This window comes from Phormidesmis sp. 146-20 (assembly GCF_052939475.1).
The window spans coordinates 296,470-322,420 of record NZ_JBJPHT010000002.1 but is presented as its reverse complement, the minus strand read 5'-3'; the positions used below and the strand labels follow the sequence as shown (position 1 = coordinate 322,420).

At 50.3% G+C, this 25,951-nt stretch carries 21 protein-coding genes and 2 pseudogenes; 11 read left to right on the top strand and 12 right to left on the bottom strand.

Annotated features, from left to right (window positions below; all coding sequences use genetic code 11):
* Window positions 1-80: 80 nt before the first annotated feature.
* The 5 genes from ACKFKH_RS03635 to ACKFKH_RS03615 form a co-directional block, all read right to left on the bottom strand.
* Window positions 81-212: a hypothetical protein gene (locus ACKFKH_RS03635; RefSeq protein WP_446856866.1), complete on the bottom strand. Its 132-nt coding sequence runs from the start codon at window positions 210-212 to the stop codon at window positions 81-83.
* A 91-nt stretch (window positions 213-303) separates the two neighbouring features.
* Window positions 304-552 carry a hypothetical protein gene (locus ACKFKH_RS03630; protein WP_446856865.1) on the bottom strand — a complete coding sequence of 83 codons (249 nt, stop codon included), beginning with the start codon at window positions 550-552 and terminating at the stop codon, window positions 304-306.
* A gap of 3 nt (window positions 553-555) precedes the next feature.
* The gene (locus tag ACKFKH_RS03625; protein WP_446856864.1) at window positions 556-903 is read right to left on the bottom strand and encodes a DUF6883 domain-containing protein; all 348 of its coding nucleotides are present in this window, start codon (window positions 901-903) and stop codon (window positions 556-558) included.
* Between the two features lie 205 nt (window positions 904-1,108).
* Window positions 1,109-1,447: an element excision factor XisI family protein gene (locus tag ACKFKH_RS03620; protein ID WP_446856863.1), complete on the bottom strand. Its 339-nt coding sequence runs from the start codon at window positions 1,445-1,447 to the stop codon at window positions 1,109-1,111.
* Window positions 1,448-1,461: 14 nt separating this feature from the next.
* A complete protein-coding gene (locus ACKFKH_RS03615; protein WP_446856862.1) occupies window positions 1,462-1,848 on the bottom strand; it encodes a XisH family protein in 387 nt (128 codons plus the stop codon).
* 270 nt (window positions 1,849-2,118) lie between these two features.
* Here ACKFKH_RS03615 and ACKFKH_RS03610 point away from each other — a divergent pair, with 270 nt between their 5' ends.
* A complete protein-coding gene (locus ACKFKH_RS03610) occupies window positions 2,119-2,373 on the top strand; it encodes a type II toxin-antitoxin system ParD family antitoxin (protein ID WP_446856861.1) in 255 nt (84 codons plus the stop codon).
* A 6-nt stretch (window positions 2,374-2,379) separates the two neighbouring features.
* Entirely contained in the window at window positions 2,380-2,676 is a 297-nt protein-coding gene (locus ACKFKH_RS03605; protein ID WP_446856872.1) for a type II toxin-antitoxin system RelE/ParE family toxin, read from the top strand.
* 513 nt (window positions 2,677-3,189) lie between these two features.
* Here the strand turns inward: ACKFKH_RS03605 and ACKFKH_RS03600 are convergent.
* From ACKFKH_RS03600 to ACKFKH_RS03590, 3 genes are all read right to left on the bottom strand, one after another.
* Window positions 3,190-3,816, bottom strand: coding sequence for a DUF3611 family protein (locus ACKFKH_RS03600; RefSeq protein WP_446856860.1), 627 nt, complete (start codon window positions 3,814-3,816; stop codon window positions 3,190-3,192).
* 174 nt (window positions 3,817-3,990) lie between these two features.
* A complete protein-coding gene (locus ACKFKH_RS03595; RefSeq protein WP_446856871.1) occupies window positions 3,991-4,197 on the bottom strand; it encodes a helix-turn-helix domain-containing protein in 207 nt (68 codons plus the stop codon).
* Between the two features lie 163 nt (window positions 4,198-4,360).
* Complete coding sequence (locus tag ACKFKH_RS03590; protein ID WP_446856859.1) at window positions 4,361-4,567, bottom strand: helix-turn-helix domain-containing protein; 207 nt, start codon at window positions 4,565-4,567, stop codon at window positions 4,361-4,363.
* A 204-nt stretch (window positions 4,568-4,771) separates the two neighbouring features.
* Between ACKFKH_RS03590 and ACKFKH_RS03585 the strand changes: the two genes are divergently transcribed.
* Entirely contained in the window at window positions 4,772-4,975 is a 204-nt protein-coding gene (locus ACKFKH_RS03585; protein WP_446856858.1) for a hypothetical protein, read from the top strand.
* Between the two features lie 25 nt (window positions 4,976-5,000).
* On the opposite strand, the pseudogene ACKFKH_RS03580 reads toward ACKFKH_RS03585, so the two are convergent.
* Both ACKFKH_RS03580 and hisD read right to left on the bottom strand, forming a co-directional pair.
* Window positions 5,001-5,652: pseudogene (locus ACKFKH_RS03580) on the bottom strand (Uma2 family endonuclease).
* Between the two features lie 38 nt (window positions 5,653-5,690).
* Complete coding sequence (gene hisD, locus ACKFKH_RS03575; protein WP_446856857.1) at window positions 5,691-7,004, bottom strand: histidinol dehydrogenase; 1,314 nt, start codon at window positions 7,002-7,004, stop codon at window positions 5,691-5,693.
* Window positions 7,005-7,213: 209 nt separating this feature from the next.
* On the opposite strand from hisD, the gene rpsT reads away from it, so the two are divergent.
* The 5 genes and pseudogenes from rpsT (at window position 7,214) to ACKFKH_RS03550 (ending at window position 20,209) form a co-directional block, all read left to right on the top strand.
* Window positions 7,214-7,516: a 30S ribosomal protein S20 gene (rpsT, locus tag ACKFKH_RS03570; RefSeq protein WP_446856856.1), complete on the top strand. Its 303-nt coding sequence runs from the start codon at window positions 7,214-7,216 to the stop codon at window positions 7,514-7,516.
* A 117-nt stretch (window positions 7,517-7,633) separates the two neighbouring features.
* Window positions 7,634-8,446, top strand: coding sequence for a TatD family hydrolase (locus tag ACKFKH_RS03565; RefSeq protein WP_446856855.1), 813 nt, complete (start codon window positions 7,634-7,636; stop codon window positions 8,444-8,446).
* A gap of 390 nt (window positions 8,447-8,836) precedes the next feature.
* A complete protein-coding gene (gene rpoB / locus ACKFKH_RS03560) occupies window positions 8,837-12,160 on the top strand; it encodes a DNA-directed RNA polymerase subunit beta (RefSeq protein ID WP_446856854.1) in 3,324 nt (1,107 codons plus the stop codon).
* A 99-nt stretch (window positions 12,161-12,259) separates the two neighbouring features.
* Window positions 12,260-18,274, top strand: a pseudogene (locus ACKFKH_RS03555) (DNA-directed RNA polymerase subunit beta').
* A gap of 159 nt (window positions 18,275-18,433) precedes the next feature.
* A complete protein-coding gene (locus tag ACKFKH_RS03550) occupies window positions 18,434-20,209 on the top strand; it encodes an alpha/beta hydrolase (RefSeq protein WP_446856853.1) in 1,776 nt (591 codons plus the stop codon).
* A 36-nt stretch (window positions 20,210-20,245) separates the two neighbouring features.
* On the opposite strand, the gene ACKFKH_RS03545 is transcribed toward ACKFKH_RS03550, so the two are convergent.
* Window positions 20,246-22,855, bottom strand: a complete 2,610-nt coding sequence (locus tag ACKFKH_RS03545; protein WP_446856852.1) for a sensor histidine kinase — start codon at window positions 22,853-22,855, stop codon at window positions 20,246-20,248.
* 209 nt (window positions 22,856-23,064) lie between these two features.
* On the opposite strand from ACKFKH_RS03545, the gene ACKFKH_RS03540 reads away from it, so the two are divergent.
* The 3 genes from ACKFKH_RS03540 to ACKFKH_RS03530 are packed head-to-tail and all read left to right on the top strand — an operon-like array spanning window position 23,065 to window position 25,393.
* Window positions 23,065-23,859: an ATP-binding cassette domain-containing protein gene (locus ACKFKH_RS03540; RefSeq protein WP_446856851.1), complete on the top strand. Its 795-nt coding sequence runs from the start codon at window positions 23,065-23,067 to the stop codon at window positions 23,857-23,859.
* On the top strand, window positions 23,847-24,473 hold the full coding sequence (locus tag ACKFKH_RS03535) for an ABC transporter permease (RefSeq protein ID WP_446856850.1): 627 nt from the start codon (window positions 23,847-23,849) through the stop codon (window positions 24,471-24,473). The genes ACKFKH_RS03540 and ACKFKH_RS03535 overlap by 13 nt, the downstream gene beginning before the upstream one ends.
* Before the next feature lie 29 nt (window positions 24,474-24,502).
* Window positions 24,503-25,393, top strand: coding sequence for a glycine betaine ABC transporter substrate-binding protein (locus ACKFKH_RS03530; protein WP_446856849.1), 891 nt, complete (start codon window positions 24,503-24,505; stop codon window positions 25,391-25,393).
* Window positions 25,394-25,405: 12 nt separating this feature from the next.
* Here ACKFKH_RS03530 and tadA read toward each other — a convergent pair whose 3' ends face one another.
* On the bottom strand, window positions 25,406-25,912 hold the full coding sequence (gene tadA / locus ACKFKH_RS03525) for a tRNA adenosine(34) deaminase TadA (protein ID WP_446856848.1): 507 nt from the start codon (window positions 25,910-25,912) through the stop codon (window positions 25,406-25,408).
* Between the last annotated feature and the right edge of the window lie 39 nt (window positions 25,913-25,951).

The window sequence follows — 25,951 nt, the reverse complement described above, 5'->3', positions numbered from 1 at the left end:
AGTTCATTAGATCTCAACTTCTGACCTTTGACACAATTTATTTTACAATCCCAATTTAGGGGCTGACCATTCTCATACGGTTAACACTCGTCAATGGTTGGCAAGTGTTCGTCAGGCAATGCAGCGCACTCGATCGTCTCGGCAGAAAGCTCCGCTAATTGTGCGACTGTTGCGGAAAATTCGATCGTTCCTCCGCCGAATTCTGAGAACACTCCGTTGATCCATCACTGCACGATCGCTCCACTAATACACTCCAGCCAAGATAGCGCGATCGAATCCCCGAACAGTCGAAACAGTCGAACATCAACTCGCAGCGATCTCGCTCATGTCCTTCTGTCCCCAAACCTCCGGCAAAACCTCCACCCAAGACACCGGAACTGACACCACCTCAACCGTCTCACCCTGCCGAAACACCTCGATCGTATAGCCCAATTCCTGATGCACCTCAGAAAACGGCAACACATCCACAATCACACCGCGATCGCCCACTCTCACCGCACCATCCGGCACATCCCGCAGCAAAACAACCCAATGAAATAGCGCATCGCTCACTTTTTAGTCCTCCTGCCCTTCAAGCTCATCCTTAGACTTATTCGGATACAGCGTCACAAACCGAATCACATCAGAACCCGTGTCACTCTGCCAGATCGTCACCACTCTCAATCTGCGACCATTCAAGCCGCTCCACTGACAATTGACCCTAAATCTTGTACCCCACTCCGTTACGATCGTCTCTGCGACATCCAATCCCTCAACCGCTCTCAGTATATCCTGCCTCAACAATTGCCAAGTTTGAAGCGTATAGCCCGCACCAGCCAGAAACTCAGACTTGTCATCTTTCGGCTGATAAATCAAGAGATAATTCGTCAATTTCTGCTCTTGAATGACCAGGCCCGATGGCATTTTCATCCCATTCAATCCAATTCCAGTGAGCCTAGTATATAAGACCACTCCAACACAGCGATCGTTCGGCAAATTCTGAGATTGTTGCGCGATTTGCCTTAGCAGATATCTCTTCGAGATCTGCCTTAGCAGATATCTCTTCGAGATCGTTGAAGTTCGTGAGTGCAATTTGTGAGTTGAAGGGGTGCGATCGCGACAAGGGTATTTATGCAACTCCAAAACCTGTATAAACTCGCATATTTGGAGCCTGAAATCCCAGCACAATATCCTCTTTTGGCACACCCATCGCCATTAAATCATGAGCAATTTGCCGCTCAGTGGTATTCTGCTGCACCCAGATCTTGCCTTCTCGAATATCCAAATGCATTACACAACCATAGACTCGCCGATGTCCATCCCAGCCAACATTGATCGCTTGGTAGTGATCCTGTTGAGTATCAAAAACCGTGTAGGATTCAATTTCACCATTCGCGATCGGCATTGACACATACTCGCTCAGATACGCTTGAATCAACCGTCGATAGTTTTCTAAAGTTTGATCCATTGCACAATCACCTCTTAAACTGGGTCATAGACCAATCGGCTAATTTGATACCGTTCGACTGAAATTTGAGCAAACTCTCGCTGAAAAAACGACTCATGCACTGCGATCGGCACTGCCAGATACAGGAATCGATCCGGTTCTTTCAAGTCTAATGCGAGGCGATAGTTGAGAAATTGCCCCAATGCCGCATGATAATCGGTCAGCGGAGAATCTCCTAAGAATGATTTCACTTCAACTGCAATTTTCTCCTCTGCTCGATCCGCCGCCAGCAGCCTTTCTGCCCCCAAGTCAATCTCAAATTTAGTTTCTCCCACATCAAGCTTAAATGGATCAGTGACAACCCACTGTTCTTTTTGTAATGCAGCCTTCACTGCCTGATGAAACAGATCTTTTGCTGCCATTCTGTCCTCTGTGCGATCGCATTCTCTATTTTACTCAGAGGTCATCCAGAGGCAATCGATCGTCTCAGCAGAAAACCCCGCTAATTGTGCGACTGTTGCGACAAGTCTGAGCACGAAGTGTAGCGAAGCTTTCGTTCCTCCGGCAAATTCTGAGATTGTTTCGCAATCTGCCTTAGCAGATATCTCTTCGAGATCGTTGAACACTCAGTCTGTCTGAGTTTCAATCATTGATAGAGCAACTATGATGAGACTATCGCGAGGACTCAAGCCATGAGTATTATTCTCAATCCTGACAACGAGAAATTTGTTCAGGCCCAAATTCAGACAGGTTGGTTTGCCAGCGCAGAGGATGTGATCAATGCTGCGTTAGAAATCTTTGCTGACCGAGAGAAGCGATTAGCAGAGTTGCGTCAAAAGATTCAATCTGGCACAGAGCAATTGCGAAATGGAGAGGGGGTAGAGGGCGAAGCAGTCTTCGATCGACTTCAAGCCAGAATCCGACAGCACTCTTCCTCGCAATCGTGAGTCAATATACGTACGTTCTCGCCCGATGCGATTCGAGATTTGGAAACGGTCTGTGATGGGTTGACGCAAATTGATTCTGCTGTAGCTTCTCGGCTGTTCGATCGGATTCGACAGAAATGCAAATTAGTGGCGGATTTTCCATTGCTGGGGAAACGCTATGAGGAACTTGCGCCAGATCTTCGAGGCTTTGTGGTCGATGATTATTGCGTGTTTTATTATCCTCTGCCAGACGGGATCGAAGTGGTCAGAGTAATCAACGGGCGAAGGGATATCGAGACGCTCTTTGGGCAATCAGACGAGTGAAATTGAGCGATTATGAATCGAGTCTCTCTATTTAATTAAACGTGGATTCGATCAAATCTTTCGCTGCGGTTGTGAATCCAGGCAGCCCCCTAAATCCCCCACGAGTGAGGGACTTTGAACCCAAGATCTTGTCTGAAAGTCCCCCAAAATTGGGGGGTTGGGGGGCAGAAGCGCTGAAGAACGAAGCGAAAAAATTCCATCGAATTCACGTTAATTAGAAGCGATGTCAGGCGTTCCACTGTCCCGGTAGAAAGCCCCGCTAATTTTGCGACTGTTGCGGAAAATTCGATCGTTCATTCGGCAAATTCTGAGATTGTTGCGCGATCTGCCTTAGCAGATATCTCTTCGAGATTGTTGAAGTCCCTCAGTGCAATTTGTGCGTTGAAGGGGTGCGATCGCGGCAATGCTGTTTATGCAAACCATAGGCGCGCCGATGTCCATCCCAGCCGACATTGATCGCTTGGGAGTGATCCTATTGAATATCACAGTGTAGGATTCAATTTCATCAACGGTCTACTGTCGGTGTAGCCACTCAAACACACTTGCAGAAGCGACCGTTCCGGCAAAGTGGGCGGCAATGCCGAGAATATTTGCTAACGCCACAAAAATGTCGATCGATCGAATCATTCGAGTTGGGGCATAGATGGCGGCTCCTTGAGGCAGCGCAATTGTTTTTGCCAGCAGTACGCTCAAAATTGAAATGCCGCCCACAATAGCAACAAACATTCCTACAAATCCAACCAGCGCACCCAGACGCAGCAGTTGCAGAACTTCACCTTTAGGGGGATGAGTCTCAGGATTTGGATTACGCAGCCTTCTAGCAAAACGAGTCTGCCGATACGCCAGAAAAGTGCTAAACAACAGCACCAATAAGCCACCCACCGCCCAAAAAATGCCAATTCCAATCCCAGGCGTTGTCCCTTGAACTGCTGGATCAATGCCCGTCCCTGGAATCGCAGGAATCGTGAAAGTGGCTAGATTAAAGCTTCGGCCGACGATCGCAAACATCAACAACAGCACGATCGCGGCGGTAAAGGCTAGATCAATCCAAACCCCCACCCAACCCACAATGCGTAAAATACCGCCTACTCGCTCTAACTTTGCGGTCAAGGCAGGTGATTCTGTCGTTTGCGTTTGCATAGCCAATTTTCCTAGTTCAATCCCATAACAGATATAAACTAGCGAGAACGGCAAAACGATGCGACTACCGTAAGAAGGAATCGAGCCAGCGATCGCTCAGGGCAATTTGGGCTGTGGACTGGTTAGAGGCGTTGGGGGCGATCGCAGTAATGATATTTCTGAGTGGCTCATCTCTCAATTTTCTTCATCCGATCGCTCATCTCGCATCAAATCCCCCAGATACAGCTTGATAAACTCCTCTGCTGCATCAGGACTGAGACTCTTCAACGCTTTGACAATTTCAGCAACCGTTTCTGCATTGGGGTCTACTTTTTCGTGAAACCAGTGATAGACAATTGATCGCCTCACGCCCAACGCAACTGCCAGCTTGTTTTGACTGATCTTACAGCAGATTTCTACTTGGTGAAGTACGGTTGAATTAGCAAAAAGCCCGATTCTTTAGAAGTTTCAGTCATTTGTTTTCATACTTCACCTATCTGCAAAGTGCTGTATGTGCTGCTAATGCCTGTTTGAGGGCTTTTCCTGCTCTTCCCATGCGCGATGTTTAACGGTCGTCATCTCTTGCAGCCTCTGCCAACTCATCGGGAGTGCAGTTGTAAAGCTTGAGCAGTTCAGCGTACTGAGTAGGATTGAGTGTCGGAACCGTTCTACCCTGCTCCCAGTTTCTCAACGTTGACATCGAAATTCCAAGTTTGAAGACAACTTCTTCTGCTTTAATCCCTGCTCTTTGCCTCAAAGCCTTCATACTCATAACATTTAGCCTTAGTCATTCTGACTGGCACCATTTGAATAGCACTATTTAGTTGACACAAGTACTAATGAAATGGTACTAATTAGAAGTTGCTTTCTCTGGTACTAACTCGCTGTATCCACGGAATAGCATACCGTTTAAGCGCCTCTCGATCGCTGGCGTGACAATTAGCGCTGCTCATTTATCAATCCTTAAACTCAAACTATGTCTTCTTATGGCGATCGCTTAAGACGATGGGCTGTGATTCGGCTGCTCGAAAATATGCAGCGCATTACGGTCGCTCATTGCACGTCAGAATCAGATGCAGACGGCTACGCAAAGTTGTTTCGTCGTCTCATTCCGAATGCTACCTTTATCGTCGTGTTTGACCCACCAGATCTTGAGGAGGGCGATCGAGACACCGACTAGCTAAATCTACTCCAATTCATCCGGGTTAACGCCCAGCGATCGCAGCCTCTCCTCCAACCGCCTTGCTCGCTCGCTCTTCTGCTTGCGCTGCCTGCTCTTCTGCCCGTGCTGCTATCTCTTGTGGACTGGGAACCAACTCGCCTTCTAAAGTAAAAAACCGTAACTTTTGCTCAAAAACTCCCAGATACAGATTCAACTGGTGACTGATCAGCCAGCCTTGCTCGTTAGGTTCGATCGGTTGATACTCGCCAGAAGTCAGGCAAAATCCCTGAAATTCCAGCGTCTCTGGATGAAACCAGAAATATTCAGGCGTGCGAAACGTGTCTTGATAGAGTTGCTTTTTGGTGGTGCGATCGATCGTCGCCGTACTCAAACATCTCCACAATCACATTGGGATACTTGCCATCCTCTCCCCAGACCACCCAGCTTTTGCGCGGATGCGGATCACTCCCCAACACTACAAAAAAGTCAGGCCCTCGAAAATCGCGTGACTTAATTTGATCTTCGTTGAAGTAGATCGTCAAATTTCCACTGGCGTAGAAGTCCGATCGCTCCCGCCACCACGCCTTCAGGCAAGCCAACAATAGCTCAACCTGTTCTCGATGCCAATCAGTTTCCAAGGGAGGCTCATCACTGTACAGATCAGTCGGCGGAACAATGATCACCTCTCCCGTCATCGCATCCACTAGACTCGTTTTAACCGGAGACATGGCAGTTAAGCGTCAGGTTTGAGATTGCCACGAACTCGCAAGCGGACGGAATTGGCGTGAGAAGGCAACCCCTCCGCTGTCGCTAGATGATCGATCGCTTTCGCCACTTTCTCCAAAGCCGTCTGCGAATATTGCACCAGGCTGGAATGCTTCAAAAACGTCTCGACTCCCAAGGGCGACGCATAGCGAGCCGATCCAGAAGTCGGCAACGTGTGGTTTGGCCCTGCCAAATAGTCACCCACCGCTTCAGGAGTCGAACTGCCCAAGAAAATCGCTCCCGCATGACGAATATTTTGCAGCAAGCTCCACGGGTCGTCCACCTCCAATTCCAGGTGTTCAGGCGCAAAATCGTTGGAGAGATCGGCCGCTGCCTCCAGAGAATCGACGATCGCCACCAGCCCATAATGCGCGATCGCTTTCTCGGTCAAAATCCGCCGGGGATGGTCAATCAGTTGCCGCTCGACTTCATCCACCACTTTTCGCGCCAGAGTCGCATCGGTCGTCAACAAAATCGCCGCCGCCATCGCGTCATGTTCTGCTTGAGCCAGCATATCCGCCGCTACAAACGCTGGATTCGCCGTCTCGTCTGCAATGATTAGCACCTCAGAGGGGCCCGCTAGAGAATCAATTCCTACCGTTCCATAAACCAACTTTTTGGCCAGCGTCACATAAATGTTTCCAGGGCCAGTAATCACGTCCACTTTGGGAATCGTTTCAGTCCCGTAGGCCAGAGCGGCGATCGCCTGCGCTCCCCCAACTCGATAAATTTCTGTAACACCGGCCTCTTGAGCGGCGACCAAGACGGCTGCATTGATGGTCTTATCCTTGCCTGGAGGAGTGACCATGACAATTCGAGGCACTTGAGCCACCTTCGCAGGAACAGCATTCATCAAGACAGTACTGGGGTAACAGGCCTGACCACCGGGAACGTAAAGTCCCGCTCGATCGACGGGCGTATACCGTTTCCCCAAGACGACCTCATCCTCGCCAAAATGCACCCAGCTCTTGGGCACCCGTTGTCGATGGAAGGACTCGATCTGCTCTCTAGCAAACTGGATCGAGGTCAACAACTCTTTAGAAACTTGTTGGTAGGCAGCATCCAGTTCTGAGCCACTGACTCGCAGGTCTTCTGGTTTTAGATCTTGACGATCGAATTCCAAGGTGTAATCTAACACCGCCCGATCGCCCTGTCGCTTAACGGCTTGCAGTACCTCCCGGACTGTCGCTTCCTTATGCACAACTTGATCGTCATGAGTGCGATCGCAGATCCGTCGCAGTTCTGTTCTAGCCTCAGCCCACTGAGTAATGATTCGCAGCATGGAGTTAGGAGTGTCAGTCTTGAGATAACCCGATCGAGAAAGGGGTTTGGAGCATTCTAGCGACCATACAGGCTAGGCAAACCCACGCTCGTTTCTCTAGCTTAACCTGGATTTTTCAGGGATCATCCCATCGTTGAAGGTTGATGCTATAGTAATTTATCTAGCGATTTCTATGTCCAACTCTAGATAAAGTTCTTCTGGGATTTATTGTGGCAAACATCAAATCCGCGCAAAAGCGCGTCAAAATTGCAGAACGCAACCGTCTGCGTAACAAAGCTTACAAGTCAGCCGTTAGAACGCTGATGAAAAAATTTCTGACTGCTGTTGATACCCATGCGGCTCAACCAACTCCCGAAACGGAGAAAGAAGTTCAGTCGGCGATGTCATCTGCTTACAGCAAGATTGACAAAGCGGTGAAGCGGGGCGTTCTTCATGCCAACACGGGTGCCCGTCGTAAGGCGCGTCTCGCAAAAGCGCTGAAGACTAAAGTGGCGGCGAGTACTGTTTCCTAGAAGTCCCTTACAGGTGACTCGAAGAGGTCGCTCCCTTCGCACGAGATTGAAGAAATAAAGATAAAGTAGAGTTCTTGATTTCGGTTGAGAACTTGATTTTCTATTTTGACTTCCCTCATGCAACTGATTGACACCCACGTTCATATCAACTTTGACGCATTCCAGCCCGATTTGGATGCGATCGCTCGTCGCTGGCGAGAAGCGGGAGTCGTTCATCTTGTTCACTCTTGCGTCGAGCCAAGCGAATTTGCTGGAATTCAACAACTCGCCAATCGCTTCCCCGAACTCTCTTTTGCGGTGGGGCTGCATCCTCTGGATGTCGAAGAAAAATGGACGGCGGATTCTTCTCAGCAGATTTTGACGTTGGCGAAGTCAGATCACCGCGTGGTGGCGATCGGGGAAACTGGGCTAGATTTCTTCAAAGCAGCGAACCGAGAACAGCAGTTTCAGTCCTTTGAGGCACAGTTGGCGATCGCTCAATCTTTGAATCTGCCCGTGATCATTCACTGTCGGGATGCGGCGGCACCGATGGCCGAGTTGTTGGAGCGATTTTGGCAAAAAAATGGGGCGGTAAAAGGCGTAATGCACTGCTGGGGCGGCACTCCTGAAGAAACTCAATGGTTTCTTGATCTGGGTTTCTACATTAGTTTTAGCGGAACAGTCACGTTCAAAAAGGCTCTTCAGATTCAGGAATCGGCAAAAATGGTGCCGGGCGATCGACTTCTCATCGAAACCGATTGTCCGTTCTTAGCGCCTGTCCCCAAGCGGGGCGAAAAACGAAACGAACCGTCGTACGTTCAGTACACTGCTCAACAGGTTGCCCAACTGCGAGAAATTCCTCTGGAGCAACTCGCAGCCCAAACGACCAAAAATGCTTGTCAACTCTTCGGATTGACGGTGCCTCAGTTGGCGTTGCCGATGCTGAAATAGGAGACTTTACAAATTGTTGCGGTTCTTCACCCCTCATCACCCTATTTTTACCTGACCATCGCAAACAGATCTCACAAATTCGTGGATAAGTCAAGCCACAAAACGTAAATGCTGCGCCATAATGGTTGAGAGTGCAAAATAGAACGATCGAAAAGCAATTTTCCACAAACTTTATCTTCCTCAATAAAGTTTAACGGCATGAGCGCTCACAAACCTCATCCATCGACCCTGGAAGAACTGGAGACCACACTGGCTATTACACCCTACAACTGAATACTTCATTTTTTTGGATTTCCTTTGGGAGTTCCAAACTTTTTTGCATTGACTTATTTGTGCAAATAGTAATAAAATTCGGGGTTCGCGCTGGGCGTGACCCTTCTGAGGAGACGCATGACTGAGCTTACCTACAACACCCCCGCCTTTGTTTTGCCAGACTTAGTTGAGATCCAGCGGGCTAGTTTCCGTTGGTTTCTCGAAGAAGGCTTGATCGAAGAACTCGACAGTTTTTCGCCGATCACAGACTACACCGGCAAGCTAGAGCTTCACTTTTTAGGGAAGGACTTTAAGCTGAAGCGCCCCAAATATGATGTCGATGAAGCAAAACGTCGAGATAGTACTTACGCAGTACAAATGTACGTCCCAACCCGCCTGATTAACAAGGAGACGGGTGAAATTAAAGAGCAAGAAGTTTTTATTGGTGACTTGCCTTTGATGACCGATCGCGGCACCTTTATTATCAACGGTGCTGAACGGGTCATTGTGAACCAGATTGTTCGCAGTCCCGGTGTTTACTACAAGTCAGAAACCGACAAAAACGGACGACGCGCCTACAACGCGAGCTTGATTCCCAACCGGGGTGCGTGGCTGAAGTTTGAGACGGATAAAAATGACCTGGTGTGGGTGCGGATTGACAAAACTCGCAAACTGTCTGCTCAAGTTTTGCTGAAAGCATTGGGACTGAGTGACGGTGAGATTTTTGATGCGCTGCGTCACCCTGAGTATTTCCAGAAGACGATCGAGAAAGAAGGGCAATTTGGCGAAGAAGAAGCCTTGATGGAGCTATATCGCAAGCTGCGTCCGGGTGAGCCTCCCACCGTTTCAGGGGGTGCTCAACTGCTAGAATCTCGATTCTTTGACCCCAAACGCTACGATCTGGGCAAAGTGGGACGCTACAAGCTCAACAAAAAGCTGCGTCTCAACGTGCCAGAAACGGTTCGCGTCCTGACTCCGCAAGATATTTTGTCGTCGATCGACTACCTGATCAACCTGGAATTTGACATCGGCAGCATTGATGACATCGATCACCTGGGCAATCGGCGGGTGCGATCGGTTGGTGAGCTACTGCAAAATCAGGTGCGGGTTGGTCTAAATCGACTAGAACGAATCATTCGGGAACGGATGACGGTCTCGGATGCTGATTCGCTCACGCCTGCTTCTCTAGTCAACCCTAAACCGTTGGTAGCTGCGATTAAGGAGTTCTTTGGCTCCTCTCAACTCTCGCAGTTTATGGATCAGACAAATCCTTTGGCAGAGTTGACTCACAAACGTCGTCTCAGTGCACTAGGGCCAGGCGGTCTGACGCGAGAACGGGCAGGCTTCGCGGTGCGGGATATTCACCCGTCTCACTATGGCCGGATTTGTCCGATTGAAACGCCAGAAGGCCCCAACGCAGGTCTGATCGGTTCTCTAGCGACCCACGCCAAAGTGAACGCCTACGGCTTCATCGAAACGCCGTTCTACAAAGTTGAAAACGGACGAGTTCTGAGAGATGTCGCTCCTCTCTACATGACGGCAGATGAAGAAGATGATCTGCGGGTAGCAGCGGGTGACATCACGATGGATGAAGACGGTCGGATCGTCGGCGAATCGGTTGCCGTCCGCTATCGGCAAGATTTCACGACTGCAACGCCTGAAGAAGTGGACTTTGTAGCGGTTTCCCCGGTGCAGATCATTTCTGTGGCAACATCGCTGATTCCCTTTTTGGAGCACGATGATGCGAACCGAGCGTTGATGGGTTCCAACATGCAACGGCAGGCGGTTCCTCTGTTGCGTCCTGAGCGTCCTTTGGTGGGTACCGGTCTAGAAGCGCAGGCAGCCCGTGACTCTGGGATGGTGATCGTCAGCCGCACCGATGGTGAAGTTACGTTTGTCGATGCGGACAACATTCGGGTGCGTGATTCGCAGACCAACCGAGAGATCACCTACTCGCTGCAAAAGTACCAGCGATCGAACCAGGATACTTGTCTCAACCAGCGCCCGATCGTCTTTATTGGCGATAAGGTCGTTGCGGGGCAGATTCTGGCAGATGGTTCCGCTACTGAAAAAGGCGAACTGGCACTCGGTCAGAATATTCTCGTTGCCTACATGCCGTGGGAAGGCTACAACTACGAGGACGCGATTCTGATTAGCGAACGCCTAGTGCAGGAAGACGTTTACACCTCGATTCACATTGAGAAATTTGAGATTGAGGCACGTCAGACCAAGCTGGGGCCCGAGGAAATCACGCGAGAAATTCCCAACGTTGGGGAAGATGCGCTGCGTCACCTGGATGAAACGGGGATCATTCGCATTGGGGCCTGGGTTGAATCGGGCGATATTCTCGTCGGCAAAGTGACTCCCAAAGGAGAATCGGATCAGCCGCCTGAAGAAAAGCTGCTGCGGGCGATCTTTGGTGAAAAAGCGAGAGACGTGCGCGACAACTCGCTGCGAGTCCCCAACGGTGAAAAAGGTCGGATTGTTGATGTGCGAGTCTTTACCCGTGAGCAGGGCGACGAATTGCCGCCAGGGGCGAACATGGTCGTTCGCGTCTATGTGGCTCAAAAGCGGAAGATTCAAGTCGGAGACAAGATGGCGGGTCGTCACGGTAATAAAGGGATTGTTTCCCGGATTTTGCCGCTCGAAGACATGCCTTATCTCCCCGACGGGCGCGCCGTTGATATCGTGTTGAATCCCCTGGGTGTGCCCAGCCGGATGAATGTGGGTCAAGTCTACGAGTGCCTGTTGGCCTGGGCGGCAGAAAATCTGGATATGCGCTTCAAAATCGTGCCGTTTGATGAAATGCACGGAGAAGAAAAGTCTAGAGAAACCGTTCACGGCAAGATCAGTGAAGCTCAAGACAAACGAATCAAATCCACGGGCGGACAAGATGGCTACTGGCTGTTTAACCCCGACAACCCTGGCAAAATTCAGGTCTACGATGGGCGGACTGGTGAACCCTTCGATCGCCCCGTTACGGTCGGCAAAGCCTACATGCTGAAGCTGGTTCACCTGGTTGACGACAAGATTCACGCTCGCTCGACCGGCCCCTACTCGCTCGTCACACAGCAGCCTCTCGGCGGTAAAGCTCAACAAGGCGGACAGCGATTTGGAGAAATGGAAGTCTGGGCGCTGGAGGCATTTGGAGCCGCTTATACGCTGCAAGAATTGCTGACGGTGAAGTCAGACGACATGCAGGGACGAAACGAAGCGCTGAATGCGATCGTCAAGGGCAAAGCCATTCCTCGTCCGGGCACGCCCGAATCCTTCAAGGTGCTGATGCGCGAACTTCAGTCGCTCTGTCTTGATGTTGCAGTTCATAAGGTGGAAACCAAGGAAGACGGCAGCAGTAAGGATATGGAAGTTGACTTGATGGCGGATGTGAACAGTCGCCGCGCGCCTTCTCGACCGACCTATGAATCCATTTCGCGCGATGCGATGGACGACGACGAAGACTAGAAATGCGCTGAGTTTTGGGTGGCTTTGATCGACTCAAACTGCCCAAGACTCACCCTTTCACCCTTTAGCGCCAATCGAATATTAAGGAAGAATTACGCGATGCCAAAGCTAGAGCAGCGATTTGACTACGTTAAAATCGGTCTGGCATCTCCCGATCGCATTCGCCAATGGGGAGAGAGAACTTTGCCCAACGGTCAGGTCGTGGGTGAAGTCACCAAGCCAGAAACAATTAACTACCGCACCCTCAAGCCAGAAATGGATGGTTTGTTTTGTGAGCGGATTTTTGGACCTGCAAAGGATTGGGAATGTCATTGCGGTAAATATAAGCGGGTGCGCCATCGCGGGATTGTCTGCGAACGCTGCGGAGTCGAAGTTACCGAGTCTCGTGTCCGTCGTCACCGTATGGGCTATATCAAACTGGCGGCTCCGGTCGCTCACGTCTGGTATCTTAAAGGGATTCCTAGCTACATGGCGATCTTGTTAGACATGCCTCTGCGGGATGTGGAGCAGATCGTTTACTTCAATGCCTATGTCGTTCTCGATCCGGGCAATGCGGAAAATCTCACTTATAAGCAACTGCTGACCGAAGATCAGTGGATTGAGATCGAAGACGAACTTTACAGCGAAGATTCTAAGCTCTCAGGCATTGAAGTGGGAATTGGGGCGGAGGCGCTGCAACGTTTGCTGCAAGACATTAATTTGGATACGGAAGCCGAGCAGCTTCGCGAAGAGATTGCCGTCTCCAAGGGGCAAAAACGCGCCAAGTTGATCAAGCGTCTGCGCGTTATGGACAACTTCATCGCTACAGGTTCTCGTCCTGATTGGATGGTGTTGGACGTGATCCCGGTGATTCCGCCTGACTTGCGCCCGATGGTGCAGTTGGATGGGGGACGGTTTGCCACCTCCGACTTGAATGATCTGTATCGTCGCGTCATCAACCGCAACAACCGACTCGCCCGTTTGCAGGAAATTCTCGCGCCTGAAATCATCGTCCGCAACGAAAAACGGATGCTTCAGGAAGCGGTCGATGCGCTGATTGATAACGGTCGTCGCGGTCGAACTGTGGTTGGCGCAAATAACCGTCCGCTTAAATCCCTCTCTGACATTATTGAAGGGAAACAGGGTCGATTCCGGCAAAACCTTTTGGGTAAGCGGGTTGATTATTCGGGACGTTCTGTAATCGTGGTTGGGCCGAAACTGAAGATTCACCAGTGCGGACTGCCGAGAGAAATGGCGATCGAGCTATTCCAGCCCTTTGTGATCCACCGTCTGATTCGTCAGGGATTGGTCAACAACATCAAAGCGGCGAAGAAGCTAATTCAGCGCAACGATCCAACCGTCTGGGAAGTCCTGGAAGAGGTGATCGAAGGCCACCCCGTCTTCCTCAACCGCGCCCCGACGCTGCACCGATTGGGCATTCAGGCTTTTGAGCCGATTTTGGTGGATGGTCGAGCCATTCAGCTTCATCCCCTGGTCTGTCCGGCGTTTAACGCTGACTTTGACGGAGACCAGATGGCAGTTCACGTTCCCCTGTCGATCGAAGCGCAGTCGGAGGCTCGTTTGCTGATGTTGGCTTCTAACAACATTCTTTCTCCCGCAACGGGGCGACCGATCATCACGCCTAGCCAAGATATGGTGTTGGGCTGCTACTACCTGACGACCGAAAATCTGGCCGGGCAGGAAGGTGCAGGCACCTATTTCGCCAACTTGGAGGACGCGATCAACGCTTACGAGCAGAAGAAAGTTGACCTCCACGCCTATGTCTGGGTGCGTTACGACGGCAAAATCGACCCAGAAGATCCCGAATTGATCAGCGAAGAGACGACACCCGATGGAATCGTCACCCGCACCTACAGCGATCGTCGCGTTCGCGTTGATGCAGACGGTGTTCTCATTTCGCAGTACGTCAAAACCACACCAGGGCGGATCATTCTCAACAAAACGATTCAGGAAGCACTGGCACTTTAGAACGTTTGAGAGGTTGGGCTTTAGGCGATTCAAATCGTGCCGCCTAGAGTCCACTGTCTAACGTCCAAAGCCCACGAGCGTCAGGTTTGACAATTTCAGATTTTTGAGCGATCGCGCAAATCTAAAACAGTAGAAGCGGGGCAAATAATGGCACAGAATTCAGATAAGCATGTTTTTCGCAACTATGTGGTCAGCAAAAAGCAGTTGACCAATTTGATCGCGTGGTCGTTCACCAACTACGGGACAGCTCGGACGGCTCAAATGGCGGATTTGCTCAAAGATTTGGGCTTCCGGTATGCCACCAAAGCAGGGGTTTCGATCAGTGTGGATGACTTGCAAATCCCACCGAGTAAGCGTCAGTTGCTAGATGCAGCCGAAGAAACGATTCGTGACACTGAGGATCGCTACACTCGCGGCGAAATCACCGAAGTGGAACGGTTCCAAAAAGTAATTGACACCTGGAACGGGGCCAGTGAAGAACTCAAAGACGAAGTGGTCAAACACTTTCGATCGAACGACCCCCTTAACTCGGTCTACATGATGGCCTTCTCTGGCGCCAGAGGAAACATCTCTCAGGTGCGTCAGTTGGTTGGAATGCGCGGCTTGATGGCAAACCCGCAGGGGGAAATTATTGACTTGCCTATTAAGACCAACTTTAGAGAAGGTCTGACCGTGACTGAGTACATCATCTCCTCCTACGGTGCCCGCAAAGGACTGGTAGATACGGCACTGCGGACGGCTGACTCCGGCTATCTGACCCGTCGATTGGTGGACGTTTCGCAAGATGTGATCGTGCGCGAACTCGACTGTGGTACGGAACGAGGCATTCCGGCCCTGCCGATGATGGATGGCGATCGCGTTCTTATTCCCCTCAAGGACAGACTTCTGGGACGAGTCGCTGCTGAAGACGTGCTGCATCCTGAGACAGGCGAAGTGATCGTCAAGCGCAACGAAGCCATTTCTAACGAGATGACGGAGCAGATCGGCAGAGCAAAGATTGCCCAGATTGTGGTGCGATCGCCTCTCACCTGTGAAGCGGCTCGTTCCGTTTGTCAGCTTTGCTATGGCTGGAGTCTGGCACACGCTCATCTGGTGGACATTGGGGAAGCGGTCGGGATTATCGCGGCTCAGTCGATCGGGGAACCTGGCACCCAGCTTACAATGCGGACATTCCACACGGGCGGGGTGTTTACGGGTGAGATGGCGCGTCAGGAGAAAGCTGGATTTGATGGCGTGATGCGCGTTCCTAAACGACTGAGAACTCGACCTTTGAGAACCCGTCACGGCGAAGATGCGCTGATTGTGGAATCGGCTGGTTCCGATATCAAGATCACGCTGGAAGGAAAAGGTAGCCTTCAGCAAGTCTTCTCGGTTTCTCAAGGCGCGACGCTGATGGTCAAAGATGGTCAGCACGTCAAAACCGGACAGATTTTGGCAGAAGTCCCCTTAACGGGTCGCGGTCGCAAAACGACTGAAAAAGCTGCCAAAGACGTAGCTTCTGACTTGGCAGGTGAAGTCAAGTTTGAAGACCTGGTGCCCGAAGAGAAGAAAGACCGTCAGGGGAATACGACTCGCATCGCCCAAAGAGGCGGTTTGACTTGGATTCTTTCTGGCGAAGTGTACAACTTGCCACCGGGTGCAGAACCTGCGGTCAAGAATGGCGATCGCGTCCAGGCAAACGGAGTCATTGCTGAAACCAAGCTCGTTACTGAAAATGGCGGCGTGGTGCGTCTCCCGGAAGTCGGTGAAGGAAAAGGCGGGCGAGAAGTCGAGATTATTACGGCTTCTGTGATGCTGGATCAGGCAAGAGTGCGGGTTGAAAGCCATCAAGGGCGTGACCAGTATCTATTAGAAACCACAGGCGGCCAGCTTTTCTCACTCAAAGCCACCCCCGGAACTCAAGTCACCAACAGCCAAGTCGTCGCGGAACTGATCGACGATCGCTATCGCACTAACACAGGCGGCATCATCAAATACTCTGGTGTGGAAATTGCCAAGCGAGGCAAAGCCAAACAGGGGTATGAAGTCGTTCAGGGCGGAACGCTGCTGTGGATTCCAGAAGAGGCCCACGAAGTCAACAAGGATATTTCTCTGTTGATGGTTGAAGATGGTCAGTACGTTGAAGCGGGTACGGAAGTCGTTAAAGACATCTTCTGCCAAAGCAACGGGGTCGTCGAGGTGACTCAGAAAAATGACATTCTCCGGGAGATTGTGATCAAGCCCGGCGAACTGCACATGATTGACAACCTGGATGAGGTCATCACCAAAGAAGCGACGCTGGTGAATCCGGGTCAGCAGGTCATGCCAGGGTTGGTCGTCGATGAGCTTCGCTATGCGGAGTATGTCGAAACTCCTGAAGGGCCAGCTATGCTGCTGCGTCGAGTCACTGAGTTTACGGTTCCCAATGAGCCGTCTGTCCCCAGCCAAGAATCGACGAGTGAAGAAGCTGGGCGATCGATTCGTCTCAGAGCCATTCAGCGTCTACCGTTCAAGGATGGTGAGCGCGTCAAATCAGTTGAAGGGTTAGATTTGCTGCGGACTCAATTGGTTCTCGAAATCGACAAAGACACCCCGCAACTGGCTGCTGATATTGAGCTGGTTGCTGACACCACTGACCCAGAACTGATGCGCCTGCAACTGGTGATTCTCGAATCGCTAGTGATTCGTCGGGACATCTCAGCAGACACGACTCAGGGCAGTACGCACACGCGCGTTTTGGTCAAAGATGGCGACCAGATTGGCCCAGGTGCCGTCGTCGCTCGGACTGAAATTCAGTGTAAAGAAGCCGGAGAAGTGCAGGGGATTCGTCAGGGCAGTGAGGCGATTCGGCGGATTTTGGTGGTGAGAGAAGCGGACACGATCGCGATCGACACCAAAGGCAAAACACCCACCGTCAAAGCAGGAGATCTCCTCGTGTCGGGGGCACAGCTCGCACCGGGAATGCTCCTCGAAGAGTCAGGACAGGTGCTTGAGGTTAGCGATTCTCAGATTAGAATGCGGATTGCTCGTCCTTATCGCGTGTCTCCGGGTGCCGTTCTTCACGTCGATGATGGCGATCTGGTGCAACGGGGTGACAACCTGGTGTTGCTGATTTTTGAGCGCACCAAAACGGGAGACATCATTCAAGGTCTGCCGAGAATTGAAGAACTGCTCGAAGCACGTAAGCCCAAAGAAGGCTGTGTGCTGGCAGAACGTCCCGGTAAAGCTCAGGTCGTCTATGGCGAAGATGACACGGTAGAAGTGAAAGTGGTTGACTCAGATGGACTGGTGACGGAGTATCCGATCGGCCCCGGTCAAAACGTGATCATTTCTGATGATCAGCATGTTCTGGCAGGAGAACGGCTCACAGACGGCCCCGCCAACCCCCACGAGCTTCTAGAAGTGCTGTTCAAAGCTAATCGTGAAGCAGTCGGCATCCATGATGCATCGATGATCAGCTTGAGAGAAGTTCAGACTTTCCTCGTCAACGAAGTGCAGGCGGTGTATCAGTCTCAAGGGATTGATATTTCGGACAAACACATCGAAGTTGTCGTGCGTCAGATGACTTCTAAGGCACGGGTAGACGATGGGGGCGATACCACCATGCTGCCCGGTGAACTGGTCGAACTCTATCAAATCGATCAGGTTAACGAAGCGATGTCGATTACCGGGGGCGCACCTGCTGAATACACGCCCGTCTTGTTGGGGATTACCAAAGCCTCGCTCAACACAGACAGCTTCATCTCGGCAGCAAGTTTCCAAGAAACAACTCGCGTCTTGACCGAAGCGGCGATCGAAGGCAAGTCCGACTGGCTCCGAGGCCTCAAGGAGAACGTGATTATTGGTCGTCTAATTCCTGCTGGAACCGGATTTAACGCTTACGAAGAATCGGGTACGCCGGATGTAGATATGGCTTACGACGGGTCGATCGCCTTTGACGACGAAGGGGATTTGACCGATGTCGTACTGGACGATCGCACGGCTCGCAGTTACGGTTTAGACAGCTTTGATGAGCGTCCGAGCTTTAGCTTTGAGAGCTTTGGCAGTCCTGTCGCTGATGTCGATGCCGAGCCGTTCTCGCCTGTATTAGATGACGACGACGATCTAATTGATGATGGCGTTGACGACGACGATGAAGATGACGAAATGGACGATGACGATCTGTAAAGTTCGGCTGATTCTTAATTGACTCGCGAATCGTTCCTCCCTGTTGACACAATGGGGAGGATTTTTTATGTAATGATTCTAGAGTTTGGCAATGAATCGGGGCAAAGGCGCTATGATTGCGACGAAATTTGTATAGCAGAACGTCGCTTCAGAAAACCGATGAGCAACCATCTACTCGCGATTCAAAAATTGGCTGTGGAGAATGGGAAGTTTCCGGGCTACTTTGTTGTCAGCACCGCCCCCATCAATGTAGAAGATCGGTCTCAAACTGATCCAAAAGTTGACCCCGACCAGGCAATTCATGAAATGACTCAATACCTGAAAGAGCACAAAGAAGATGCCGAAATTCTGGTGATGATTCACGGCTATAACACCCCCAGATCAGGGGCTGAGTATTGGTATAAAAGCACTTGTGAATATATTTCTCAGCACTATACAGAGATTCCTAAAGGATTGCTGGCGATCGGCTATCGCTGGCCATCTGAGCAAATTGTAGAAGATGAATCGGGCAGCTTTAAAGATAAACAAGCGGCAGCAAAACAGGCTTTACCCAAGCTGATGAGCCTTGTGACGCGATCGGGCATTGTGGGTCTGATTGTAGGCGTGGTGGGCACTTTAATCAGTATTTTGATCACGCTATCTAGGGTTTACACTGGCTTAGAACTGCTGCTTAGTTTTGTCGTTTTGCTGATTCTTTCGCTGGTTGCGGTTGCGCCAATTTTGACGATTGTTGCGCTGAGATTGACCGTTTATTTTCGAGATACTTTCCGAGCAAGTAATTATGGTGTAGCAGATTTTGTTGAGTTAATTCGACAGTTGGATAGTGCGCTAGTTGAGCAATCTGAAGGTGACGATCGCGCTCAAAAACTGGCGGCTTGGAGTCAAAGAAAAGTGCGGTTATCGTTTATTGGTCACAGCATGGGAGCCTTTGTTGTCACCAACGCCATGCGAATTCTTTCTGATGTGTTTGACCCCGGTTCGATCGGAAATTTGGATGTCAACAACCGCGATAAGTGCCCTTCGTCTGAGATTGGTAATGTCTTTCGATTGAGTAAGCTCGTCTTGGTGGCTCCTGACATTCCCGCAGAGTCGATTATCTCAGGTCGAGCGAATACGCTGCGATCGTCTCTGCGTCGATTTGAGGAAGCTTATCTCTTTTGTAATGAGGGCGATATGGCGCTCCGACTTGCTTCTACGTCGGCCAACTACTTTACCTTTCCTGCCAAAACTCGTGATGGGGGCTATCGTCTGGGAAATGTCAATGTTAGAAATAAGCTGCAAAACCGGAAGCGTAATTTGGGCGGGATTGTTAATCTATCAGAAACTGGGCAACTGATAACACCTGCTGATGATCATTTGGTTGCTAAAGATTCAACGTTTTTGAACTACTTGTTTATTCGAGAAAGGACTTCTTTAGCGTCTCGACAAGAACTAATTGGACTGGGAGAAAAACAGAAGTCGATCGCTAAATTGTTTACCTATTTCGACTGTACCAACTATAAAGAAAAGTACCTTGATCCTAAGACCCAACAAGAGAAAGAGATCGGCATTGTCAGCAAGGCGATCGACAAACCTTTTCTTAGTTTTTGGGACTATATTTCTCTGAGTCTGGACTTTTTTACGGGTAAAGTTGACACGCATGGCGGCTATATTTTTAGCCCTCACGCTAACTTGAGTAAACGGCTGATTTATGGCTTAAGCTGTCTTGGATTTGAGAAGTTTCTGGACTCTCTAGAGGCTGATCCTTTATTTCCCAAATTGCTCGAAGACGTTAGAGTTCAGCGATCGGAGTTAGCTCCCAATCAACAAAAAGAACTCGCTTTGTTACAAACCCTCTCCTATTTGTGTGGAAGCAAAGGAATTCAGGTTTTGTTAGCACCCGAACGCTATGCAGTGGATGTGTTAGGAGGAGAAACTGATCGAGATGGCTACTAATTTCAAATATCAGAATGGGTGTTGAAAATTGATTGCTTAAAGCCTGCTAATCGGCAATGTAAACCAGAATGCTGCACCCAGATTTGGAGAACTGACAACTCCCATTTGTCCCTGATGGGCTGTGATGATCTGATGACACAAAAAGAGTCCGAGTCCAAGTCCGGTGAGGTGGTGATTGTGAAATCCTCTCAAATACGGCTTTTCAAAGACTTGAGCGCATTGTTCTTGACTCATTCCTACGCCATTGTCTGTGATCGTACAGCGCAGCAGTCCATCGATTAATTCGGCTGCGATCGTAATTCTCAATCCAGGATGATTATGCTTAACTGCATTCGTAATTAAGTTCTCTAAAACTTGACGGATATTCGTAGAATCGGCAACGACAAGCGGCAAATTCTCAGATAGCAAAGTCTCTAATTGGACGTTGTTTTCAATCAATAAAGGATGCAGATCACAAAGCACCGATCGTACTAATTGAGACAATTGAAAGGGTTGACGACTGAGTATATTTTCCTGAGTGTCTTGTGAGCCAGCTTCAGACAACGATCGGATTAAACTAATTTGATGTTCGCTACTTTCAATCATGCAGTTGAGAACCGATCGCGAAAGCACAATCTCTTGGTCGGGCTTATTTTGTAACCGTCTCAAAACCATGAGCATTCCCAAGATGGGTGTTCTCAAATCATGAGTAACGGCATGAAGAAGCGTATCTTTCACCTGATTGGTGGCCTGAAGCTGCTCCATATTTTGCTGAAGCTGAAGTGTCCGCTCTGTCACTTGATGTTCTAAGCTATTTGCCAGCGTTTGAACTTGCTGATAGAGCGTTCCTTGCTGAATTGCAATTTCGACTTGAGTGGCTAACTTTTCTAACAGTTCAATTTCAAAAGATTGCCACTGACGCGCCTCAGAGCATTGATTGACATTCAACACACCAAACATTTGATTGTCTTGGAAGATCGCGATCGCAATACTGGCACGAATTTGATATTGCTCATAGTAAGCATTAATAAAAGGGGTTTTTTCAGCCTGATCAGAATCGTGATTGACGCGAATATGAGACAACCCAAACGTCTCTCGAACGTCATTCAAAATGCTCATCGGAGATTCTGTGCCCAGCACCGATCGCCAGATTGGATCGACCGATTCTGCAACAACTTTGGCATAGCCCCGCTCGTCAAACTGCGAAAAAAACACGCGATCGACCCCCAAAAACTGCTGCACTTCAGCCACGGTCGTGTTGAGAATTTCCTCAATTTGGAGTGACTGTCTGACTTGCAGCGTGATTTCATTGAGCAGTCGATCGCGCTCACTCAACCGCTGTTGTTCTGTAATGTCCTGCACCGTTCCCGTGATATTCATGCCATTTACTTCGACTTGTTCGCTGACCGTGCGTTCTAATCCGTTGGGCAACACAATCCGATAACACAGCCGATAAGGTTTGTGCAACAATCGTGCCCTTTCTAAAGCTTGTCTTACTTGATTGCGATCGTCGTGATGTACCCGTCGCAAAAAATTCTCTGGAGTGGGGCGTAGAGATCGGGGTACGTATCCCAAAATTCGATACAGTTCGTCTGACCAGGACAGCGATATCTGCGTCGAACACGGAGACTCATCCCAATCCCAATTGCCAATTTGAGCAACGCGCTGGGCATTCGTCAAACTGGCTTCTTGTTTGCGTAAAAGATCTTCTGCCTGCTGACGTTCTGCGATCGCCGCCGCCAACATCAACGCCATCACGGTCGTCACCCCGACAAACGCCTGCACCTGAGAAATCGCCTGCTGAGAATCACCAACCCGCATCCAGTCCCGATTTTGGATAACTCCCCAAAGGGCGATCGCTGAGAAAATTAAGCTGCTCAAAACGGTTCCCCACTGTCCCAGACGCAAGGCCGCCCACCCTAAGACCAAAAACGGCAAATAGTGAAGCAGGTATCGCGCCAGCCCAGACGCATCCTCACCCAATCGCCCCGGAGCAACCAGAACCACCCAGGCGCACAGAATCAGCAACCCCAGCCAAAGCATCACTTCGACCGATCGCCGTCGAAACGATCGATGCTCTCTCCACGCTTTCACTAAAGCGCTCACAGACGGCCGACGCTGGACGGGCTGACTCAACCAGGTCAGTAAAGCAGGAGTCACGACCAAAATCCCAACGCCATCTCCCAGCCAGACAGTCCACCAATTGTCAAGAAGTCCCTGCTCTGGCACTAATCCCGCTAAATAGCCGTTAAGTGTGCTGATTGTGGCGTTGACTGCCGATGAGAAGGCGGCTCCGATCGCTACAAATGAAGACACATCCTGCAACCGCCGCAGGGAAGGACGAAAGCCCACTCTTTGCAACAAAAACTCACCGCTCACCGCTTCTAAAGTACTGCCGATCGTCGCGCCGATCGCCGTCACCCAAGTTACGCCAGAGAGCGATCGCGCAAACAGCAAAGCGCCGAGAGCCACGCCAACCCAGGCGGATCGTCCAAACAACAGCAAGGCTGCCAGAGAGATGCCCGCAGGCGGATAGAACGCCGAAGCTGTTGCATCTGTGCCCAGTTGTACCAGGGAAAAGGCAAATTTGGCACTCAAAAAGTAGGCGACAGCGATCGCGCCAATGAGCAAACCAAAACGCCAGAATCGCCTCGTACTCAGAGACATAAAATTTTCTGAGCCATCAACCCCGTTACCAGCATTCTCGGCTTCTCTCATTGGGCAATTCGGACAACTGAAGCAATCCTTTGAGCAGGCGCGATCGAGCAAGTATGAATCCGCATTCACTGTCGCCCCAGATCGAGTTCCATCTAAATTTAAGGTAGGGTGGGAGTCAGAAGTCCGCCTTCCCCCAGTTGGGTGAGCAGGCGCATAGAATGACTCACATCTCTTCTAGAATACTTGAAGCCATAGGAGACGAGGCAGTTGGCATGGGGAACGCAGTTGAGTTTCATGAGGTGACCTATGATCTGCATTCTCGATCGCTCGTGTCTCGGCTCACTTTTGGCATTCCACAGGGCGAAACGCTGGTGCTGTTGGGGCGGAGTGGCTGTGGCAAAACGACTACTTTGCGACTGATCAATCGATTACTCAATCCCACGGCTGGAGAGATTCAAGTTGAGGGCATTTCGACGCAGAAGTGGAACCCGATCGCCCTTAGACGACGCATTGGCTATGTGATTCAAGAAATTGGCTTGTTTCCTCACTTCACCGTTGCCCGCAATATTAGTGTCGTTCCCACGTTAGAAAACTGGGAGCCAGCGAGAATTCGATCGCGCGTCCTGGAACTGATGGAACTGGTGGGTCTGGGGCCAGCGTTTGCCGATCGCTATCCTCATCAACTGTCGGGTGGTCAACGGCAACGAGTCGGGGTGGCGCGGGCCTTGGCTGCCGATCCGCCGCTATTACTGATGGATGAGCCGTTTGGGGCCCTTGATCCGATTACGCGGGTTGAGATTCAGCGAGAATTTCATGACCTTCAGCAGCGTTTGGGCAAAACCGTTGTTTTTGTGACTCACGACATTCAAGAAGCCTTCAGGCTCGGTTCTCAAATTGGCTTGATGCAAGCTGGAGAGCTGGTCGTGTTGGCAACGCCGGAGGAATTTGAGCGATCGACCCATCCCGAAGCCAAAGCCTTCTTAGCCGTGAAGGGTGGATCATGGATTTTCTGACTCGCTATGGTGAAGAAATTTTACAAAAATCAGGTCAGCATTTATTTCTAGTCTTGATTTCTACCGGAATCGCCGTTTTGATTGGGGTGCCTTTAGGCATTTTGATCACCCGCCAGCCAAAGTTAACCCGACCAATTCTGGGTTTTGCGAATGCGATCCAGACGATGCCCAGTTTGGCGCTGCTTGGCTTTTTGATCCCGGTGCCCTGGATTGGGGGAATTGGCCCGCGATCGGCGATCGTTGCCCTGATTCTTTATTCTTTATTGCCGATCATTCGTAATACCTATGTGGGCATTATCAGCGTCGATCCGGCTATTCGCGAAGCGGGGCGGGGAATGGGCATGACCGATCGCCAACTGTTGTTTCAGGTCGAGCTTCCGCTGGCGGCGGGCGTGATTTTGGCGGGCATTCGGTTAGCTGTGGTGATTGGGGTGGGTTTGGCGACGATCGCGGCCACGATCAGTGCAGGCGGATTGGGTGAATTGATTTTTCGAGGCGTTGCGGTGGTCGATAGTCAACTAATTTTGGCTGGCGCAATTCCCGCTGCGATCATGGCTCTCAGTGCCGATTTTGCTCTAGGCTGGATCGAGCGTCGCCTTATGGTGAAGAAATGAAGCTAAGAAACTTTTTTTCCTTTTTCCTGTTGCCTCTTGTCTTGATTGGGACGATCGCCGCCTGTTCTCAAAACAGCAGTCCTCAAAGTAGCGATCGCGTGGTTGTTGGCACCAAAAATTTCACAGAGCAGGTGATCTTAGGCGAAATTCTATCTCAACAAATCGAGAGCAAAACAAAGCTAAAGGTTGATCGTCGCTTTAATCTCAATGGCACTTTTATCTGTCACGAAGCGATTAAGACTGGCGAAATTGACCTCTATCCTGAATACACGGGTACGGCTTACACCTCGATTTTAAAGCAGCCTGCGATCTCTTCGAGTTACCCGCAAGGGGTCGGTGATGCTCAACAGGTATTCAACAAAGTCAAAGAAGAATATCCTCAACGCTTTAAGCTGGAATGGTCTGCCCCGTTTGGGTTTAGCAACTCGTTTGCGATGATTATTCGGGGAGAAGACGCTCGCAAGTTGGGCGTACAAACGCTGTCAGAAGCTGCGAAATATACTCCCGAATGGCAAGCAGGATTTGGCTTTGAATTTCTCAATCGAGAAGATGGGTTTCCTGGCTTATCAAAAACTTATGGCTTGAAGTTTAAAGGTCAACCTAAAGTCATGGATCTGGGTTTGTTGTATCGCGCTCTAACAGAAAAGCAAGTTGACTTAGTAGCTGGAAACTCTACAGATGGCTTGATTCCAACTTTGGATTTAGCCGTTCTCAAGGACGACAAACAATATTTTCCACCCTACGAAGCGGCGGCGATCGTGCGTCAAGAAATCCTGCAAAAACATCCCGAATTACGTCAAGCCCTCAACGATTTGGGGGGCAAGATCACCGAACAGAAAATGCAGCAACTCAACTATCGGGTCGATGGCAAAAAAGAAGATGTTAAACAAGTGGTTCGTGAGTTTTTGTCTGGTAGCTAAGGCAGCGTATCGCTAAAGCGGCGTGTGGCGACGATCGTGAAACCAATCCCGCAACTGCTGACGACAAGCCGACTCCAATACGCCCCCCAACACAGCCAACCGATGATTAGAAGCGGCACCATCTGGCACATTCAACACCGTGCGAATCGCCCCCGCTTTGGAATCATCTGCCCCATAAACCAACAGCCCCAATCGAGCCAAAACCAGCGCTCCTGCACACATCGGACAAGGCTCCAGCGTCACATACAGCGTGCAGTGATTGAGATGCCAGTTTTGCAGCGATCGACCCGCCGCTCTCAATGCGAGAATTTCAGCGTGGGCCGTGGGATCACGATCACGCTCTCGTCGATTTTCTGCCTCTGCAACTAAATTTCCCTTTGAATCGACTACCACGGCTCCCACAGGCACATCACCCGCCTTTCCAGCAGATTCTGCTAATTCAAGCGATCGCGTCATCCAGCGGCGGTGAGTCAAGTAGTCAGGATGCTCAATCGGTGGTGGAGGAATGAAGAACGGCAAGAGGGAAATGAGGGGCGATCAGGTCTTGAGAATACTGTA

Bases quoted from the DNA above. Each gene is read 5' to 3' on its own strand.
- ACKFKH_RS03625 (WP_446856864.1), bottom strand. From the start codon at position 903: ATGCCATCGGGCCTGGTCATTCAAGAGCAGAAATTGACGAATTATCTC.
- ACKFKH_RS03620 (WP_446856863.1), bottom strand. From the start codon at position 1,447: ATGGATCAAACTTTAGAAAACTATCGACGGTTGATTCAAGCGTATCTG.
- ACKFKH_RS03615 (WP_446856862.1), bottom strand. From the start codon at position 1,848: ATGGCAGCAAAAGATCTGTTTCATCAGGCAGTGAAGGCTGCATTACAA.
- ACKFKH_RS03610 (WP_446856861.1), top strand. From the start codon at position 2,119: ATGAGTATTATTCTCAATCCTGACAACGAGAAATTTGTTCAGGCCCAA.
- ACKFKH_RS03600 (WP_446856860.1), bottom strand. From the start codon at position 3,816: ATGCAAACGCAAACGACAGAATCACCTGCCTTGACCGCAAAGTTAGAG.
- ACKFKH_RS03590 (WP_446856859.1), bottom strand. From the start codon at position 4,567: ATGAGTATGAAGGCTTTGAGGCAAAGAGCAGGGATTAAAGCAGAAGAA.
- ACKFKH_RS03585 (WP_446856858.1), top strand. From the start codon at position 4,772: ATGTCTTCTTATGGCGATCGCTTAAGACGATGGGCTGTGATTCGGCTG.
- hisD (WP_446856857.1), bottom strand. From the start codon at position 7,004: ATGCTGCGAATCATTACTCAGTGGGCTGAGGCTAGAACAGAACTGCGA.
- ACKFKH_RS03565 (WP_446856855.1), top strand. From the start codon at position 7,634: ATGCAACTGATTGACACCCACGTTCATATCAACTTTGACGCATTCCAG.
- rpoB (WP_446856854.1), top strand. From the start codon at position 8,837: ATGACTGAGCTTACCTACAACACCCCCGCCTTTGTTTTGCCAGACTTA.
- ACKFKH_RS03550 (WP_446856853.1), top strand. From the start codon at position 18,434: ATGAGCAACCATCTACTCGCGATTCAAAAATTGGCTGTGGAGAATGGG.
- ACKFKH_RS03545 (WP_446856852.1), bottom strand. From the start codon at position 22,855: ATGTCTCTGAGTACGAGGCGATTCTGGCGTTTTGGTTTGCTCATTGGC.
- ACKFKH_RS03540 (WP_446856851.1), top strand. From the start codon at position 23,065: ATGACTCACATCTCTTCTAGAATACTTGAAGCCATAGGAGACGAGGCA.
- ACKFKH_RS03535 (WP_446856850.1), top strand. From the start codon at position 23,847: ATGGATTTTCTGACTCGCTATGGTGAAGAAATTTTACAAAAATCAGGT.